Origin of the sequence: Pseudomonas sp. YNh (assembly GCF_037993085.1) — a bacterium.
GTDB lineage: Bacteria > Pseudomonadota > Gammaproteobacteria > Pseudomonadales > Pseudomonadaceae > Aquipseudomonas > Aquipseudomonas putida.
In genome coordinates this window covers 26,179-40,651 of sequence record NZ_JBBMRJ010000004.1, presented here as the reverse complement: position 1 = coordinate 40,651, position 14,473 = coordinate 26,179, and the positions used below count along the sequence as shown (strand labels likewise).

Genomic DNA, 14,473 nt, shown 5'->3' with positions numbered 1-14,473 from the left:
AGGCCGCTCCCACAAGAAACGCGTTCACCTGAGTTTCACCAGCCAAACAACTCGCAAGCATTGCGGCTACTGGCTTGCGCCAGCGCCTCTACATCCACTCCCATTACCTGGGCCAGCGCCCCGGCAATGTCGGGTAGATGCTCCGGGCTGTTGCGTTGCCCCGGGTACAACACCGGCGCCATATCCGGCGCATCGGTCTCCAGCACCACACTCTCCAGTGGCAGGCGCGCCAGCGTCTTGCGCAGCCGCAGCGCCTGTGGCCAGGTGCCGGCACCGCCAAGCCCAAGCCGAAAGCCCAGCTTGATGTATTCGCGCGCCTCTTCGTAACTGCCGGCAAACGCATGAATCACGCCCGCTCGCGCCGGCTTGTAGCGCTTGAGCGTGGCGATTACCTGGGCATGGCTGCGGCGTACGTGCAACAGCGCGGGCAGTTCGAAGTCGCAGGCCATTTGCAGTTGCGCTTCGAACAGCTCCTGTTGGCGTGTTTTGTCCAGGTCTTCGAGGTAGTAGTCCAGGCCAAACTCACCCACGGCGCACAGCCGAGGGTCGCCATGCAGACGTTCCAGCCATTCGCGCAGTTGCGTCAGGTGCTCCGGGCGATGCTGGTCGAGGTACACCGGGTGCAGGCCGAGTGCTGCGAACAGGCGCTGATCGGTGCAGGCGAGGTCCCACACACGCTGGAAATTCGCCTGGTACACCCCCAGTACCACCATCCGTTCCACCCCGCGTGCCGCCGCGTTGGCCAGCAGGCGCGGGCGGTCGGCGTCGAAGTCGGGGAAGTCCAGGTGGGTGTGGGTGTCGATCAGGCGCATGTTCAGGCCACCGTGATGCGCTGCTTGAAGGTGCGGCCCACGGCGTGCACGCCAGGTTCGTAGCGTTTTTCCTCGATTGCGGCCAGTGCCAGTTCCAGCGCGGTGGCGGCAATCAGGCCATGCTGCTGGGCCATGGCATTGACCGGCAGTGGCAGGAAGTCGAGCAGCTGGTTGTCACCAAAGGTGCCCAGCTGCAACTGGCGCGAGTCGGCAGGGCGCGCCTGCAGGGTGTCGAACACCCCTTGCAGCAACACGTACGAGGTGGTCACCAGGGCATCCGGCAGGCCGCCCAGGTCATGGATAAGCTGTTGCATAAGGCGCTGGCCGCACTCACGGCTGAACGCCTCGCCCTGGTAGCGACGGATATCACCGGTATAGCCTTGCAGGGCTTCGTCGAACCCGCCGGCACGCGCCTGGCTGACCGACAGCTCGGGGCGTGCGCCTATCAGGGCAATGCTGCGTGGGGCGGCGCTGAGCAGGCTGGTAGCCAATTGCCGGCTGGCATCGCGGTCATCGCTGATGACCGAGCAGAAGTGCGCAGGGTCCAGCCGGCGGTCGATGGCGATCACCGGCAGGCCTTTGTCCTGCATTTCGCGGTAGCTGTCGTCTTCCGGCGGCAGGCAGCTGGCGACGAACAGGGCATCGCAACGGCGCGCGCGGAACAGTTGCTGCAACTGGCGCTCGCTGTCGGGCTGGTCGTCGCTGCTGGCGATCAGCAACTGGTAGCCACGGGCGCGGGCGCCTTGCTCCAGCTGCTTGGCGATGCGGGCGTAGCTGGGGTTCTCCAGATCCGGGAGAATGAAGCCCAGGGTGCGGGTGTGTCGGCTGCGCAGGCCGGCGGCCTGCGGGTTGGGTGTGAAGCCGTGGGCTTCGACCACCGCGCGCACCCGTTCGACAGTGGCGTTGCTGATGCGCTGCTGTTCAGCCTTGCCGTTGATGACGTAGCTGGCCGTGGTCACGGACACACCGGCCAGACGGGCGATATCGCTGAGTTTCACCGAATTTTCCTTGTTATTTCCGGGGCTGGCTCTGAGGCCGGACCGGGTATTTTGACCCGGCGCTGGCGCCATGCGCAGACGACCATTGTCGCAATTGTCCGACAGGATGGGGCTTTTTACCGGGCAGATTATCGAGTAACGTGGCCGTCTGGTCAGATTAAACGTTTCAGCTGCCGAATTTTCTGCCTCGGCTGCCATCTGTGCAAGGCTGTTGAACTGGCCCTTCATGTGAATTTCACAACAATACTCCAGTACCCGACCGGGAACTGCAAAAGGAGAAGGTCATGCTCGAACTCGCCAAGGAGCAGATAGCCATGGGCCAGACGGCCGCCGACAAGGCCGCGGCGTTGCGCCTACTGGCGGACCGGCTGGTTGCCGACGGCCTTGTCGCGCAGGGGTACCTGCAGGGGTTGCAGGACCGCGAGGCGCAAGGCTCCACCTTCCTTGGCCAGGGCATCGCCATCCCCCATGGCACCCCGCAAACCCGTGATCTGGTGTATGCCACCGGCGTGCGTCTGTTGCAGTTTCCCGATGGCGTGGACTGGGGCGATGGGCAAATGGTCTATCTGGCCATCGGTATCGCCGCCCGTTCCGACGAACACCTGCGCTTGCTGCAACTGCTGACCCGCGCCCTGGGCGAGACCGACCTGGCCGAGGCGCTGCGCCGGGCCAGTTCCGCCGAAGCACTGCTCAAGCTGCTGCAAGGCGCGCCACAAGAGCTGGCGCTGGATGCGCAACTGGTCGGCCTGAACCTGCCGGCTGAAGACTTCGACGAACTGGCCTGGCGCGGTGCCCGCCTGTTGCAGCGCGCCGACTGCGTCGACAGCGGTTTTGCCGCTGTGCTGCAGCAGGCCGAGCCGCTGCCACTGGGCGAGGGCCTGTGGTGGCTGCACAGCGAGCGCCAGGTGCGCCAGCCGGGCCTGGCTTTTATTACCCCACAGCAGCCACTGCGTTACCGCGACCAGCCGCTCAATGGCCTGTTCTGCCTGGCCAGCCTTGGCGCGGCTCATCAGGCCCTGCTTGAACGCTTGTGTGAAGTGCTGATAGAAGGCCGCGGGCAGATGCTCTATCAGGCCACCAGCAGCCGTGCAGTGCTGGAAGTGCTGGGCGGCGAGGCGCCAGCAGACTGGCCCAGCGCGCGCATTGTGCTGGCCAACCCGCATGGCTTGCATGCCCGCCCGGCCAAGGTGCTGGCGCAACTGGCGAAAGGTTTTGAAGGGGAAATCCGTGTACGTCTGGTCGACAGCGCGCAGCCGGCGGTGTCGGTGAAGAGCCTGAGCAAGCTGCTCAGCCTCGGTGCCCGTCGTGGCCAGGCCCTGGAACTGGTGGCCGAGCCGGGTATCGCCGCCGATGCCTTGCCGGTGCTGCTGGCTGCTATCGAACAAGGCCTGGGTGAAGAGGTGGAGCCGCTGCCGCAAAGTGCGGAGCCCGTTGCCAGTGTTGCCGCCCAGGTGCTGCAAGCCCCCGCGGCCGGTAGCCGGGTTCAGGGCGTGGGCGCTGCCCCTGGCATTGCCAGTGGCCCTGCCCATGTGTGTGTCGAGCGTGAGTTCGACTACCCCCTGCGCGGCGAGTCCTGTGCCGAGGAACGGCAAAAGCTGCGCCAGGCCCTGGCAACGGTGCACAGTGAGCTGCAGACCTTGGTCCAGCGCAGCGACAAGGCCATTGGCGAGATTTTCGTCACTCACCAGGAAATGCTCGCCGACCCGGCCTTGACCGACGATGCCGAGCAGCGCCTTGCCCAGGGAGAAAGCGCTGCGGCGGCGTGGATGGCAGTGATCGATGCCGCGGCCCGCCAGCAGGAGGCGTTGCACGATGCCCTGCTGGCCGAGCGCGCCGCCGATTTACGCGACATCGGCCGCCGCGTGCTGGCGCAATTGTGCGGTGTGCACGCCCAGGCTGAGCCCGAGCAACCGTACGTACTGGTGATGACCGAAGTTGGCCCTTCCGACGTCGCCCGGCTGGACCCAAACCGGGTCGCCGGTATTGTCACTGCACAGGGTGGTGCCACCGCCCACAGTGCCATTGTCGCCCGTGCCTTGGGCATCCCGGCTGTGGTCGGCGCGGGTGCGGCGATCCTGTTGCTGGAAGCTGGCACACCATTGCTGCTGGATGGCCAGCGCGGCGTGGTCAGCGTGGCACCGCCGGAGGATGAATTGCAACGCGCGCTGGCCGAGCGTGATGCACGCGAACAGCGTTTGCAGGCCGCTTGGGCCAACCGTTTTGAACCCGCTGTCACCCGCGATGGCCACGCCGTGGAAGTGTTCGCCAACATCGGTGAGGGCAGCGGCATCGCCAAGGTGGTGGAGCAGGGCGCCGAAGGTGTGGGCTTGCTGCGCACCGAACTGATTTTCATGGCCCACACCCAGGCCCCCGACGTTGCCACCCAGGAGGCCGAGTACCGTCGTGTGCTCGATGGCCTGGACGGCCGGCCGCTGGTGGTGCGTACCCTTGATGTCGGCGGCGACAAGCCGCTGCCGTACTGGCCGATCACCGCCGAGGAAAACCCCTTCCTCGGCGTGCGCGGCATACGCCTGACCTTGCAACGCCCGCACGTGATGGAAGACCAGCTGCGCGCCTTGCTGCGGGCCGCCGACCAGCGCCCGCTGCGCATCATGTTCCCGATGGTGGGCCAGGTGCATGAGTGGCGCGAGGCGCGGGCCATGGTCGAGCGCCTGCGTGCAGAAATCCCGGTGGCCGACCTGCAACTGGGCATCATGGTGGAGGTGCCTTCGGCGGCCCTGCTGGCCGCGCAACTGGCGCGCGAAGTGGACTTCTTCAGTATCGGCACCAACGACCTGACCCAGTACACCCTGGCCATCGACCGTGGTCACCCCAGCCTTTCGGCCCAGGCCGACGGCCTGCACCCGGCGGTATTGAGCCTGATCGACATGACCGTGCGCGCCGCCCATGCCCACGGCAAATGGGTGGGCGTGTGCGGCGAGCTGGCGGCCGACCCCCAGGCGGTGCCTGTGCTGCTGGGGCTGGACGTGGACGAACTCAGCGTGTCCGCGCGCAGCATCGCCGAAGTCAAGGCCCTGGTTCGCCAGGCTGATCATCAGACGGCCCGCGCCTTGGCGCGCGAGGCCCTGCAACAAGACAGCGCCGCAGCGGTTCGCGCGCTGGTGGAGCGTTACTGAATGGCCAAGATCCTCACCCTCACCCTGAACCCGGCGCTGGATATCACCATCGGCCTCGATACCCTGCGCCCGGGGCAGGTCAACCGAAGCCAGGCCCAACAGAGCCACGCGGCGGGTAAAGGGCTGAACGTTGCCCAGGTACTGGCCGACCTGGGGCACAGCGTGACCGTTGGCGGTTTCCTCGGGCGCGATAACCTGCAGCCGTTCGAGGCGCTGATCGACTGGCGCGGCTTTACCGATTGCTTTGTTCGCGTGCCGGGCGAAACCCGCAGCAACATCAAGCTGGTTGAGGCCGATGGCCGCGTCACGGACATCAATGGCCAAGGCCCGGAGGTCGACGAGGCGGCATGCAGTGCCTTGCTGCACCGCCTGCAGCAGGTCGCCCCGGGGCACGATGCCGTGGTGGTGGCGGGCAGCCTGCCGCGAGGGATCAGCGCCGACTGGTTCTGCCAGTTACTGGACCGGTTGAAGGCCCTTGGCCTCAAGGTGGCGCTGGACAGCAGCGGCGAAGCCTTGCGCGCCGGCCTGCAAAGCGCGCCCTGGTTGGTCAAACCCAATACTGAAGAGCTCGGCGAAGTGCTTGGCCAGGCTGTGGATAACCCAGCGCTGCAACGTGCTGCCGCCGAGCAGTTGCTGAGCCGCGGCGTTGAACATGTGGTGGTGTCTGCCGGCGAACAGGGCGTCAGCTGGTTCGCCCGCGACCTGGCCCTGCATGCCTGCCCGCCCAAGGTAAGGGTTGCCAGCACGGTAGGGGCGGGGGATTCGCTGGTGGCCGGCATGGTCCATGGCCTGCTGCAGGGCGAGGCCCCTGCGCAGACGCTGGCCCGCGCCACGGCGATTGCCGCCCAGGCCGTCACCCAGGTTGGCTTCGGCATCCGTGACCGTGAGCAGCTGGCGCGACTGGAAGCCGCAGTGCAACTGACAGAACAACAAGAGGGTTGCCGATGAACATTGCCATTGTCACCGCCTGCCCCAACGGCCAGGTGTCGAGTGTGCTGAGCGCGCGCTTGCTGTCTGCCGCTGCCCAGCGGCGCGGCTGGAGCACCAGTGTGGAAGTGCAGGATGCCGGGCACCCCGAGCGGCAACTGAGCACCGTGCAGATTGCCGAGGCCGACTGGGTGCTGGTGATCAGCACCGGCCCGGTGGACCTGGCCCGCTTCGTCGGCAAGCGTGTGTACCAGAGCACGCCATCCCGGGCCCTGGCCGACCGCGAGGGCTTTCTCGATGAAGCGGCGGCCAACGCCCAACTACTGCTAGCTGCAGCAGACGCGCCGGCCGAGGTTGCCAGCGCTGGCACACGCATCGTCGCAGTCACGGCCTGCCCGACGGGCGTCGCGCACACGTTCATGGCGGCGGAGGCCTTGCAGCAAGCCGCGCAACAAATGGGCTATCAGCTCACAGTCGAAACCCAGGGTTCGGTCGGTGCGCGTAACCCCTTGTCTGCCGAGGCCATCGCTGGAGCGGATGTCGTACTGCTGGCTGCTGACATCGAAGTGCCTACCGCGCGGTTTGCCGGCAAGCGTATCTACCGGTGCGGCACCGGCATTGCGCTCAAGCAGGCACGCGCCACCCTGGACAAGGCGCTGGCCGAAGCCAAAGTGGAAACCAGCGCCGATGCCGCAGCGGCTGCCACGACGGCGAAGGGTGAGAAGACGGGTGTGTACAAGCACCTGCTCACCGGCGTGTCGTTCATGCTGCCCATGGTGGTGGCGGGCGGCCTGTTGATTGCGCTGTCGTTCGTGTTCGGCATCGAGGCCTACAAACAGCCGGGCACCTTGCCGGCTGCGTTGATGCAAATCGGCGGTGAGGCCGCGTTCAAGCTGATGGTGCCGCTGCTGGCGGGCTATATCGCCTGGTCCATCGCCGACCGCCCGGGGCTTGCACCGGGCATGATCGGTGGCCTGCTGGCCAGCACCTTGGGTGCCGGCTTCATCGGTGGCATCGTCGCCGGCTTCATTGCCGGTTACAGCGCCAAGGCCATTGCCCGCTGGGCCCGCTTGCCCAGTAGCCTGGAGGCGCTCAAACCGATCTTGATCATTCCGCTGCTGGCCAGCCTGGTCACCGGTCTGGTGATGATCTACGTGGTCGGCCAACCGGTGGCGGCCATGCTCGAAGGCCTCACGCACTTCCTCGACAGCATGGGCACCACCAATGCCATTCTGCTGGGGCTGTTGCTGGGCGGCATGATGTGTGTCGACCTGGGTGGGCCGATCAACAAGGCCGCTTATGCCTTCTCGGTGGGGTTGCTGGCGTCGTCGAGCTACGCACCGATGGCGGCGACCATGGCCGCCGGCATGGTGCCGCCGATCGGCCTGGGCATCGCCACATTCCTGGCCCGGCGCAAGTTCGCCCAGAGCGAGCGCGAGGCGGGCAAGGCCGCGTTGGCGCTGGGGCTGTGCTTCATTTCCGAAGGGGCGATCCCGTTCGCTGCCAAGGACCCGCTGCGGGTGATCCCGGCCAGTATCGCCGGTGGTGCGCTGACAGGGGCATTGTCGATGTACTTCGGTTGCAAGCTGATGGCGCCGCATGGCGGCTTGTTCGTGCTGCTTATCCCCAATGCGATCAACCATGCCTTGCTGTATTTGCTGGCTATTGTCGCGGGTAGCCTGCTGACGGCGGTGGTGTATGCGGTGATCAAGAAGAGCGAGCAGGTAGAGCTGGCCGTAGCGTCAGTGAAAGGCTAGAACCATTGGTTGGCCCTGCCGGCCCTATCGCCGGCAAGCCAGCTCCCACAGGACGGCGCTGAGCTCAGGATCTACACTAACCCTGTGGGAGCTGGCTTGCCGGCGATAGGGCAGGAGCAGGTCAGCGCCCATGCTTCTTGCGCAACGGTACCAGCAGATCCCCCAGCCCGTTGTGGTCGATTTCATGCATCAACGCCAGCAATCCGCCCAGTTCCCCCGCAGGGAAGCCCTTGCGCGCAAACCACGCCAGGTAGTCCCCCGGCAGGTCGGCGATGATGCGCCCCTGGTATTTGCCGAACGGCATGCTGCGGGTCACCAGCAATTCGAGCATTTCCGGCTTCATCTTCGGCGCACCTTGAGTGGAAAGCGCCGACCATACTGCAATCTGCACGAAGGCCCAAGCGGCGATCATGCAGAACGCCGGTATCATCCGTTCTTTTTATTTCAATAACTAATTGAAAAATAAAGAATTTATTTTTTTAGAGAGCATGGCACGAACGCTGCAACTCTGTAGATGACTATCACCTGCCAAGGAGTTCGACCATGAGCAACCCCAACAAAGACGTGATTGACGTACTCAACGATCTGATCGAATACAGCAAGGATGGCGAGAAAGGATTCAAAGCCTCGGCCGATGACGTGAAGAATCCAGAGCTGAAAGCGTTCTTCGTTCAGCGTGCGGGTGAATGCGCCAACGCCGCTGGCGAACTGCAAAGCGAAGTGCGTCGTCTGGGCGGCGACCCGGAAACCTCCACCAGCATCAGCGGCGACTTGCATCGTGGGTGGGTCAACCTGAAGTCGATGGTTACCGGCAAGGATGAAGAAGCGGTGCTCAATGAAGTCGAGCGCGGCGAGGACCACGCCCTCAAGGCCTACAAGGAAGCCCGTGAGAAGCTGGTAAAACTGGGCCGCAGCGCTAGTGACATGACCTATGGCCTGGTGGAAAAACAGCTGCAAGGCGTGCAGCGCAACCATGACCAGGTCAAGGCACTGCGCAACGCCGCCCGCGCCCGCTCCTAAGCGTCGGGCCCCTCTACCCGGTTGCGGCCCTTGGCCTTGGCCCGGTAGAGCGCTTCGTCCGCAGCCCCCAGCACACTGCTCAGGTCGTGCTGGGGGCCGGACAGGCCTATGCCGATGCTCACCGTCACCGAGTGGGCGTCATCGGCAAAAGGTGCCAGCGCTTCCACACTGGTCCGAATGCGCTCGGCCAGCAGCCGCGCGCCGGCAAGGTCGGTTTCCGGCAGTACTACCTGAAACTCCTCCCCCCCATAACGAGCGGCCAGATCTGCAGGACGGCGGATGCTCGCCTCGATGGTTTTGGCCACCTCACGCAGCGCGTGGTCACCACCGGCATGGCCGTGTCGTTGGTTGAATGCCTTGAAGTGGTCCACATCCACCATCAGCACGGCCAATGGCTTGCGATTGCGCTGCGCACGCGCCCATTCCTGGCGCAGCACCTGGTCCAGACGACGGCGGTTGGCCAGGCCGGTCAGGCTGTCGGTGGCGGCTAACGTCGCCAGGCCCTGCTCGGCCTCCTGGCGGCGGCGCAGTTCGCGGCCCAGCAGCAGGGTCAACCAGAGAATGCCCACGCACAGCACACCTGTGGCGACGCTCACCAGAATCGCGGTGCGGCGCCAGGACTGGAACACCTCGTCGGCCGAGTGCACCACCAGCACGATCAGCGGCAACTGCGCGACCCGGGCGAAGGTGTACATGCGCGGGTTGCCGTCGCTGCCAGACCGGGCTGTGAAGTTACCGCTCTGTTCGCTGAGGATGCGCTTGAAGTTGGGCCGCTCGGCATAGTTGGTGCCGATCAGCGGGTCTTGCGGGCGTGAGGGCTGGCGGGCGAGGAGCTGCCCGTCGGTATTGAACAGGTTGATGCTGCTGTCGTCACCGATGTCCAGGCGCTGGAACAGCTCACTGAAGTACGACAGGCGCAATGCGCCTGCTGCCAGCCCGGCAAACTCGCCATCGGGGCCGGGGATGCGCCGGCTGAAGCTGATACACCAGTCCAGGTCGCCGAGCTTGGCCTTGAATGGCGGGCCTACCAGCAAGCCCAGATTGGCGTTGGCCTGGTGTGCCTTGAACACACCGGTTTCGCCAAAGTTGGCCTTGCGCGGCACACTGCTGGTGGAGTCGCCCACCACATTGCCTTGCTTGTCCAGCCATAGCACGTCACCGCGTTTGCGGTCGACGAAGGCTTCATTGAACAGCAGGCGCTGGCGCAGCGGGCCGGGTATTTCTGGCAACTCCTTGCGCCCCACGGCCCAGATCAGGCCCTGCAGTGACTGGTCGTAGAGTTCGGCGTTGCGCAGGATGTCGCTTTCGATCAGCTGGACGATGTTGTTGGACGAGCGAATGGCCGACAGCTCGACGCTGTCCCGTTCACGTGCCAGCAGGAAGCTGACGATGGCCACGATGGCGAGCACGGCAAGGCAACTGCCCAGGTTGAGGGTCAGCTCGGGGTGCGACCTGTGAAATGCGAAGCGCGGTAATCGGGTGGGCATGCTCGCTACTGCGTGGGCAGGGCCATTCGCGGCGGCGACATTCTAGGGAAGCAGTGATTGTCGGACAAGATTTGTCCGACGGAATCACGTCTGAGGCTGCTGCGCAGCCCTTCGCCGGCAAGCCAGCTCCCACAGGTACAGCATCAGGCTTAGCGGTTATGCACTACCTGTGGGAGCTGGCTTGCCGGCGATCGAGGGCGGAGCCCTCGCTAGCGGTACTGGATCAGAACACGTTCAGCGGGTAGTCGACGATCACCCGCACTTCGTCGTTGTCGCTGTTGCTGTCGATCGACGCATAACCCTGGCTGCCACGGTGGGTGGCGTAGCGCACCAGTACCGACAGGTCCTTCAGGTCACCCTCCTGGAACACGTACTTCACGTCCAGATCACGTTCCCAGTGCATGGCGTTCTTGCCATCTTCACGGTAGTAGTCGTAGTGGCTGGTGTCCTGCGTGGCTTTGGTCAGGTCGGCTTCACCGCGCGAGTACGACAGCGAGGTGGTCAGGCCAGGCACGCCGACACCGGCGAAGTCATAGTCGTACTGCAGCTTCCACGAGCGCTCGTTCGGCGCGTTGAAGTCCGAGTACATGCGCGAGTTGTCCAGGTACACGCTGTCGCCCAGGTTGATGTAGTCGAATGGCGTGTTGCCATTGACCCGCTGGTAGGCGGCGGTGACGCTATGGAAGCCTGCGTTGACGGTGAAGTGCACGCTGTAGGTGTTGTTGTCGATCTTGCCCAGCAGGGCCTGGCCGGTGTCCTGGGTGTGGTAGAAGTGCACGCCCGGGTTCAGGCTCACCAGGTCGTTGACCACGTAGGTGTAGTCGAAGTCAGCGTAGTACTGGTTCCAGATGTCCTTCAGCTCGGCGGCGTACAGGTTGGTGGTGATGTTCTCGGTACCGCTCCACGACGCGCCGGCCCAGTTAAGGTGCTTGCTCTTGTCGTGCTCGTCCAGCGACCCATAGTAGGTATCGATGCGGCGGTGGCCGCTCTGGTTGTACGGGTGGGTGAAGCTCACCTGGCCGCCTTCGAGCAGCAGGCCGTCGATGCTGGTGTTGGTCAGGCTCACACCACGGAAGGTCTGCGGCAGCATGCGGGTTTCGCCGCCAGCGATCACCGGGTTGGTGAGGAACAGGTCACCGGCTTTCAGCTCGGTGTCGAACGCCTTGAGCTTGATCGCAGCACCGGCAGTGGAGAACGAATGCGGGGCAGCGCCCAGCTCACCGTCGTCCTTGATGTGCTCGGGCAGGATGCTGGTGCCGGCATGGCCGCCACCGCCGTCCAGCTTGAGGCCCAGCATGGCATGTGCATCCAGGCCAAAGCCGATCACGCCTGGGGTATAGCCCGACTCGAAGCGCGCAACCGCGCCCTGGCCCCACTCGCGGGTGTCACGCACGCCAGCGTTGTGGTTGTCGCGGTTGAAGTAGGCATTACGGAAATGCAGGTTGAAGGACGAGCCTTCGATGAAGCCATCAGCCTTGTCTTCATCTGCCTGGGCGGCGAAAGGGATCGTTGCAGTCAACGCAATGAACAGCGGGGTAAAACGGAACGCGGAAGGCACCGGTACTAGCTCCTTTGGTCTGACGGTGGGGCAGTTTTTATTTTTGAATGTGCGTCTTTTTTATAGGTAGACGTTACAGCGTGGCTGAGAGTTAAAGCACATAAAAAAAGCCGCTGATCGGCAGCGGCTTTAAAAGGCTAACATATCGGCACCGGTGGTGCCCAATGCGTAGCCAAGGGAAATCGGGAGCAGTGACAGCGCTTGATCAGCTGTCGGCGTTGGCATCGACAGAAACTTTGGAAGCTGTCTGCTTAGCGTCTTTGGCGGCGTCAGCCTTGTTTGTAGCTACCGCCTCGCGGGCGTCTTGATGGACGGCGGCGAGCTCTGCATTACGGGTGACGAAAGCGCTGGATTCTTCGGCCATGGCCAGGGGCGACAACAACAGGGAAGACAGGACGAAGACGCTGGCAATACCCATACTGTTGGACATTTGAAACTACCTTCTTGCGGGGCAAGTGCTAATGAGGACAGGGGTAAAGTTAGTCCTTTCAGTGCACTTGAAACAGAGCGAAGTGCGATAAGCACTGTTGCGCAAAAGGTAACGATCGCAAGAAAAGCAATAGTACTTTCGCCGCAAAACCCCGCACTAGAGAGCCTACGCGGTCTTTGTAGGAGCGGCCTTGCGCCGCGAATGGGCTGCGCAGCAGCCCCGGCAATCTTGGCCCTGCCAAAGAGTCTGGGGCCGCTTCGCGACCCTTTCGCGGCACAAGGCCGCTCCTACACAGAGCGCGCAGGCCTCAAGGTCGGCAACTGGATACCGAAGGTATTGAGCCCGGCCCGACTGCGCACAAACACCTCCCCCCCATGCATCAGTGCAATCGCCTTGACGATCGCCAACCCCAACCCATGGTTGCCCCCACCGCTGTTGCTGCGCGCCGCATCCACGCGGTAAAAGCGCTCGAACAGCAACGGCAGGTGTTCATTGTCAATCGCCGGCCCCGGGTTGCTCACAGCTATGCTGACCTGCTCGGGCCCGGCATCGATCTGCACCTGGATCACCTGATGCGGCGCAGTGTGCTGCACGGCGTTGTTCAGCAGATTGATCAGCGCCCGGCGGAAATGGGCCTTTTCGATGGGCGCCTGGGCATCGCCGATCACGCTCACGCTGACCTGGGCGTCTTCGAGGATGTAGTCCAGGTAGTCGAGTGTGGTTGCCACTTCCTCGGCCAGGGAGGCCTGGGTCAGGGCGGTGGCCTTGCTGCCTTGGTCGGCACTGGCCAGGAACAGCATGTCGTTGATGATGCTGCGCAGGCGCTCTAGCTCTTCCAGGTTCGATTGCAGCACTTCGAAGTAATGCTCGGCACTGCGGCCGCGGGTGAGCGCGACCTGGGTCTGGCCGATCAGGTTGGTCAGCGGCGAGCGCAGCTCATGGGCGACGTCGGCGTTGAAGGCTTCCAGCCGTGAGTAGGCCTGGCTGACACGGTCAAGCGCGGCGTTGAAGGCGCCCGCGAACTGTGCCAGCTCCGGCGCCAGGGCATGGGTTTGCAAACGGCCGTCCAGGCGTGGCGGGGCCAGGGCCTGGGCCTCGTTGGACAACGCCAGCAGCGGGCGCAAGCCAATGCGCGCCACCCAGTAACCCAGTACTGAAGCCAGCAGCACGCCGAGTACTGCCAGCCCGACAATCGCCACCAGCAAGCTGTGCTGGGCCTGCCAGAAGGTTTCGGTGTCGATGCCGATCAGAAAGCGCAACGCCGGCCGTTCGCCCAGCGCCGGCAGTTCACTGACCAGCACCTTGTACGGGTAGGGCCGGTCAGGCAGGTGCAGGTCGCGCATGCCCTGTGGCCCCTCGGCGAAGGCACGTACCAGCTCGCTGGGGTGACCGTAGTCGTAGGCCGGGTTGCTGCTGACCACCCAGAAGCGGATGCGCTTGTCCTCTTCGCTGAGCAGGTTGAGCTTGTTGTTGATCTTGGTCCAGTGATCTGGCGTGCCGAAGCGGTTGAGGGTGGATTCGAGCACGCTGAAGCGCGCGTCCAGCTCCGCTTGCGGCAACAGGTCGAGGCTGCGGTCGACCTGGCGATACAGCGCCCAGCCGATCAGCAGGAATACACCCAGCGCCACCAGAATGAACAGCGCCGACAGGCGCAGGGCGATGGAATTACCCCGCACGGTTTTCCAGGACATAGCCCATGCCTCGGATGGTGTGCAGCAGCTTGTTGTCGAAGGGCCCGTCGAGCTTGGCGCGCAGGCGTTTGATCGCCACTTCCACGACGTTGGCGTCGCTGTCGAAGTTGATGTCCCAGACCAGCTCGGCAATCGCCGTCTTCGACAGGATTTCACCCTGCCGCCGGGCCAGCACGCTGAGCAGCGAGAACTCCTTGGCAGTCAGGTCCAGACGCTGGCCGGCGCGTGTGGCCTTGCGTGCCATCAGGTCGATCCACAAGTCTGCCACTTGCACCTGCAACGGTTCATGGCTGCTGCTGCGGCGGGTCAGGGCTTGCAGGCGGGCGACCAGTTCGAGGAACGAGAACGGCTTGCCCAGGTAGTCGTCGGCGCCTTCACGCAGGCCATGAATGCGGTCTTCGACCCGCTCACGGGCGGTCAGCATGATCACCGGCGTCTGCTTGCGCGCGCGCAAGGCGCGCAGCACACCATAGCCGTCCAGGCCAGGCAGCATCACATCCAGCACGATTACCGCGTAGTCGCCCTCCAGGGCCAGGTGCAGGCCATCGATGCCGTCCCGTGCCAGGTCCACGGTAAAGCCCTGTTCGCTCAGGCCGCGATGCAGGTAGTCGGCGGTTTTTTCTTCGTCTTCGATGATCAGCACACGCATGGTCTTG

General features: G+C 64.2%; 12 protein-coding genes. 4 read left to right on the top strand and 8 right to left on the bottom strand.

The genetic code is table 11. The features are described 5' to 3' along the window. Positions 1-35 precede the first annotated feature (35 nt). Complete coding sequence (locus WF331_RS04895) at positions 36-812, bottom strand: TatD family hydrolase (RefSeq protein ID WP_340622691.1); 777 nt, start codon at positions 810-812, stop codon at positions 36-38. Positions 813-814: 2 nt separating this feature from the next. Further along, the gene (gene cra / locus WF331_RS04890) at positions 815-1,810 is read right to left on the bottom strand and encodes a catabolite repressor/activator (RefSeq protein ID WP_016501452.1); all 996 of its coding nucleotides are present in this window, start codon (positions 1,808-1,810) and stop codon (positions 815-817) included. A gap of 284 nt (positions 1,811-2,094) precedes the next feature. Between cra and ptsP the strand changes: the two genes are divergently transcribed. The 3 genes from ptsP to WF331_RS04875 are packed head-to-tail and all read left to right on the top strand — an operon-like array spanning position 2,095 to position 7,631. Then, a complete protein-coding gene (ptsP, locus tag WF331_RS04885) occupies positions 2,095-4,947 on the top strand; it encodes a phosphoenolpyruvate--protein phosphotransferase (RefSeq protein ID WP_284395738.1) in 2,853 nt (950 codons plus the stop codon). Continuing rightward, entirely contained in the window at positions 4,948-5,895 is a 948-nt protein-coding gene (pfkB, locus tag WF331_RS04880) for a 1-phosphofructokinase (RefSeq protein ID WP_284395735.1), read from the top strand. Beyond that, positions 5,892-7,631, top strand: coding sequence for a PTS fructose-like transporter subunit IIB (locus WF331_RS04875; protein WP_016501449.1), 1,740 nt, complete (start codon positions 5,892-5,894; stop codon positions 7,629-7,631). The genes pfkB and WF331_RS04875 overlap by 4 nt, the downstream gene beginning before the upstream one ends. Before the next feature lie 121 nt (positions 7,632-7,752). Here the strand turns inward: WF331_RS04875 and WF331_RS04870 are convergent, their stop codons facing one another. Continuing rightward, a complete protein-coding gene (locus WF331_RS04870) occupies positions 7,753-7,974 on the bottom strand; it encodes a DUF3820 family protein (RefSeq protein ID WP_174370526.1) in 222 nt (73 codons plus the stop codon). 200 nt (positions 7,975-8,174) lie between these two features. On the opposite strand from WF331_RS04870, the gene WF331_RS04865 reads away from it, so the two are divergent. Next, positions 8,175-8,651 carry a ferritin-like domain-containing protein gene (locus WF331_RS04865; RefSeq protein ID WP_016501447.1) on the top strand — a complete coding sequence of 159 codons (477 nt, stop codon included), beginning with the start codon at positions 8,175-8,177 and terminating at the stop codon, positions 8,649-8,651. Here the strand turns inward: WF331_RS04865 and WF331_RS04860 are convergent. The 5 genes from WF331_RS04860 to WF331_RS04840 all read right to left on the bottom strand — a co-directional run bounded on the left by WF331_RS04860 (position 8,648) and on the right by WF331_RS04840 (position 14,466). Continuing rightward, a complete protein-coding gene (locus tag WF331_RS04860) occupies positions 8,648-10,138 on the bottom strand; it encodes a sensor domain-containing diguanylate cyclase (RefSeq protein WP_016501446.1) in 1,491 nt (496 codons plus the stop codon). The genes WF331_RS04865 and WF331_RS04860 overlap by 4 nt on opposite strands. Positions 10,139-10,361: 223 nt before the next feature. Continuing rightward, positions 10,362-11,696 carry an OprD family porin gene (locus WF331_RS04855; RefSeq protein ID WP_016501445.1) on the bottom strand — a complete coding sequence of 445 codons (1,335 nt, stop codon included), beginning with the start codon at positions 11,694-11,696 and terminating at the stop codon, positions 10,362-10,364. Positions 11,697-11,901: 205 nt separating this feature from the next. Further along, positions 11,902-12,126 carry a hypothetical protein gene (locus tag WF331_RS04850; protein WP_016501444.1) on the bottom strand — a complete coding sequence of 75 codons (225 nt, stop codon included), beginning with the start codon at positions 12,124-12,126 and terminating at the stop codon, positions 11,902-11,904. 287 nt (positions 12,127-12,413) lie between these two features. Beyond that, positions 12,414-13,817: a heavy metal sensor histidine kinase gene (locus WF331_RS04845; protein ID WP_284395732.1), complete on the bottom strand. Its 1,404-nt coding sequence runs from the start codon at positions 13,815-13,817 to the stop codon at positions 12,414-12,416. Continuing rightward, complete coding sequence (locus tag WF331_RS04840) at positions 13,792-14,466, bottom strand: heavy metal response regulator transcription factor (RefSeq protein WP_012270545.1); 675 nt, start codon at positions 14,464-14,466, stop codon at positions 13,792-13,794. Before WF331_RS04840 ends, WF331_RS04845 begins: the two co-directional genes overlap by 26 nt. Positions 14,467-14,473 lie beyond the last annotated feature (7 nt).

Excerpts from the sequence above, each read along its gene's own strand:
- WF331_RS04875 (WP_016501449.1), top strand. The coding sequence starts at position 5,892 with ATGAACATTGCCATTGTCACCGCCTGCCCCAACGGCCAGGTGTCGAGT.
- ptsP (WP_284395738.1), top strand. The coding sequence starts at position 2,095 with ATGCTCGAACTCGCCAAGGAGCAGATAGCCATGGGCCAGACGGCCGCC.
- WF331_RS04860 (WP_016501446.1), bottom strand. The coding sequence starts at position 10,138 with ATGCCCACCCGATTACCGCGCTTCGCATTTCACAGGTCGCACCCCGAG.
- WF331_RS04845 (WP_284395732.1), bottom strand. The coding sequence starts at position 13,817 with ATGTCCTGGAAAACCGTGCGGGGTAATTCCATCGCCCTGCGCCTGTCG.
- WF331_RS04870 (WP_174370526.1), bottom strand. The coding sequence starts at position 7,974 with ATGAAGCCGGAAATGCTCGAATTGCTGGTGACCCGCAGCATGCCGTTC.
- WF331_RS04840 (WP_012270545.1), bottom strand. The coding sequence starts at position 14,466 with ATGCGTGTGCTGATCATCGAAGACGAAGAAAAAACCGCCGACTACCTG.
- WF331_RS04850 (WP_016501444.1), bottom strand. The coding sequence starts at position 12,126 with ATGTCCAACAGTATGGGTATTGCCAGCGTCTTCGTCCTGTCTTCCCTG.
- WF331_RS04895 (WP_340622691.1), bottom strand. The coding sequence starts at position 812 with ATGCGCCTGATCGACACCCACACCCACCTGGACTTCCCCGACTTCGAC.
- pfkB (WP_284395735.1), top strand. The coding sequence starts at position 4,948 with ATGGCCAAGATCCTCACCCTCACCCTGAACCCGGCGCTGGATATCACC.
- WF331_RS04865 (WP_016501447.1), top strand. The coding sequence starts at position 8,175 with ATGAGCAACCCCAACAAAGACGTGATTGACGTACTCAACGATCTGATC.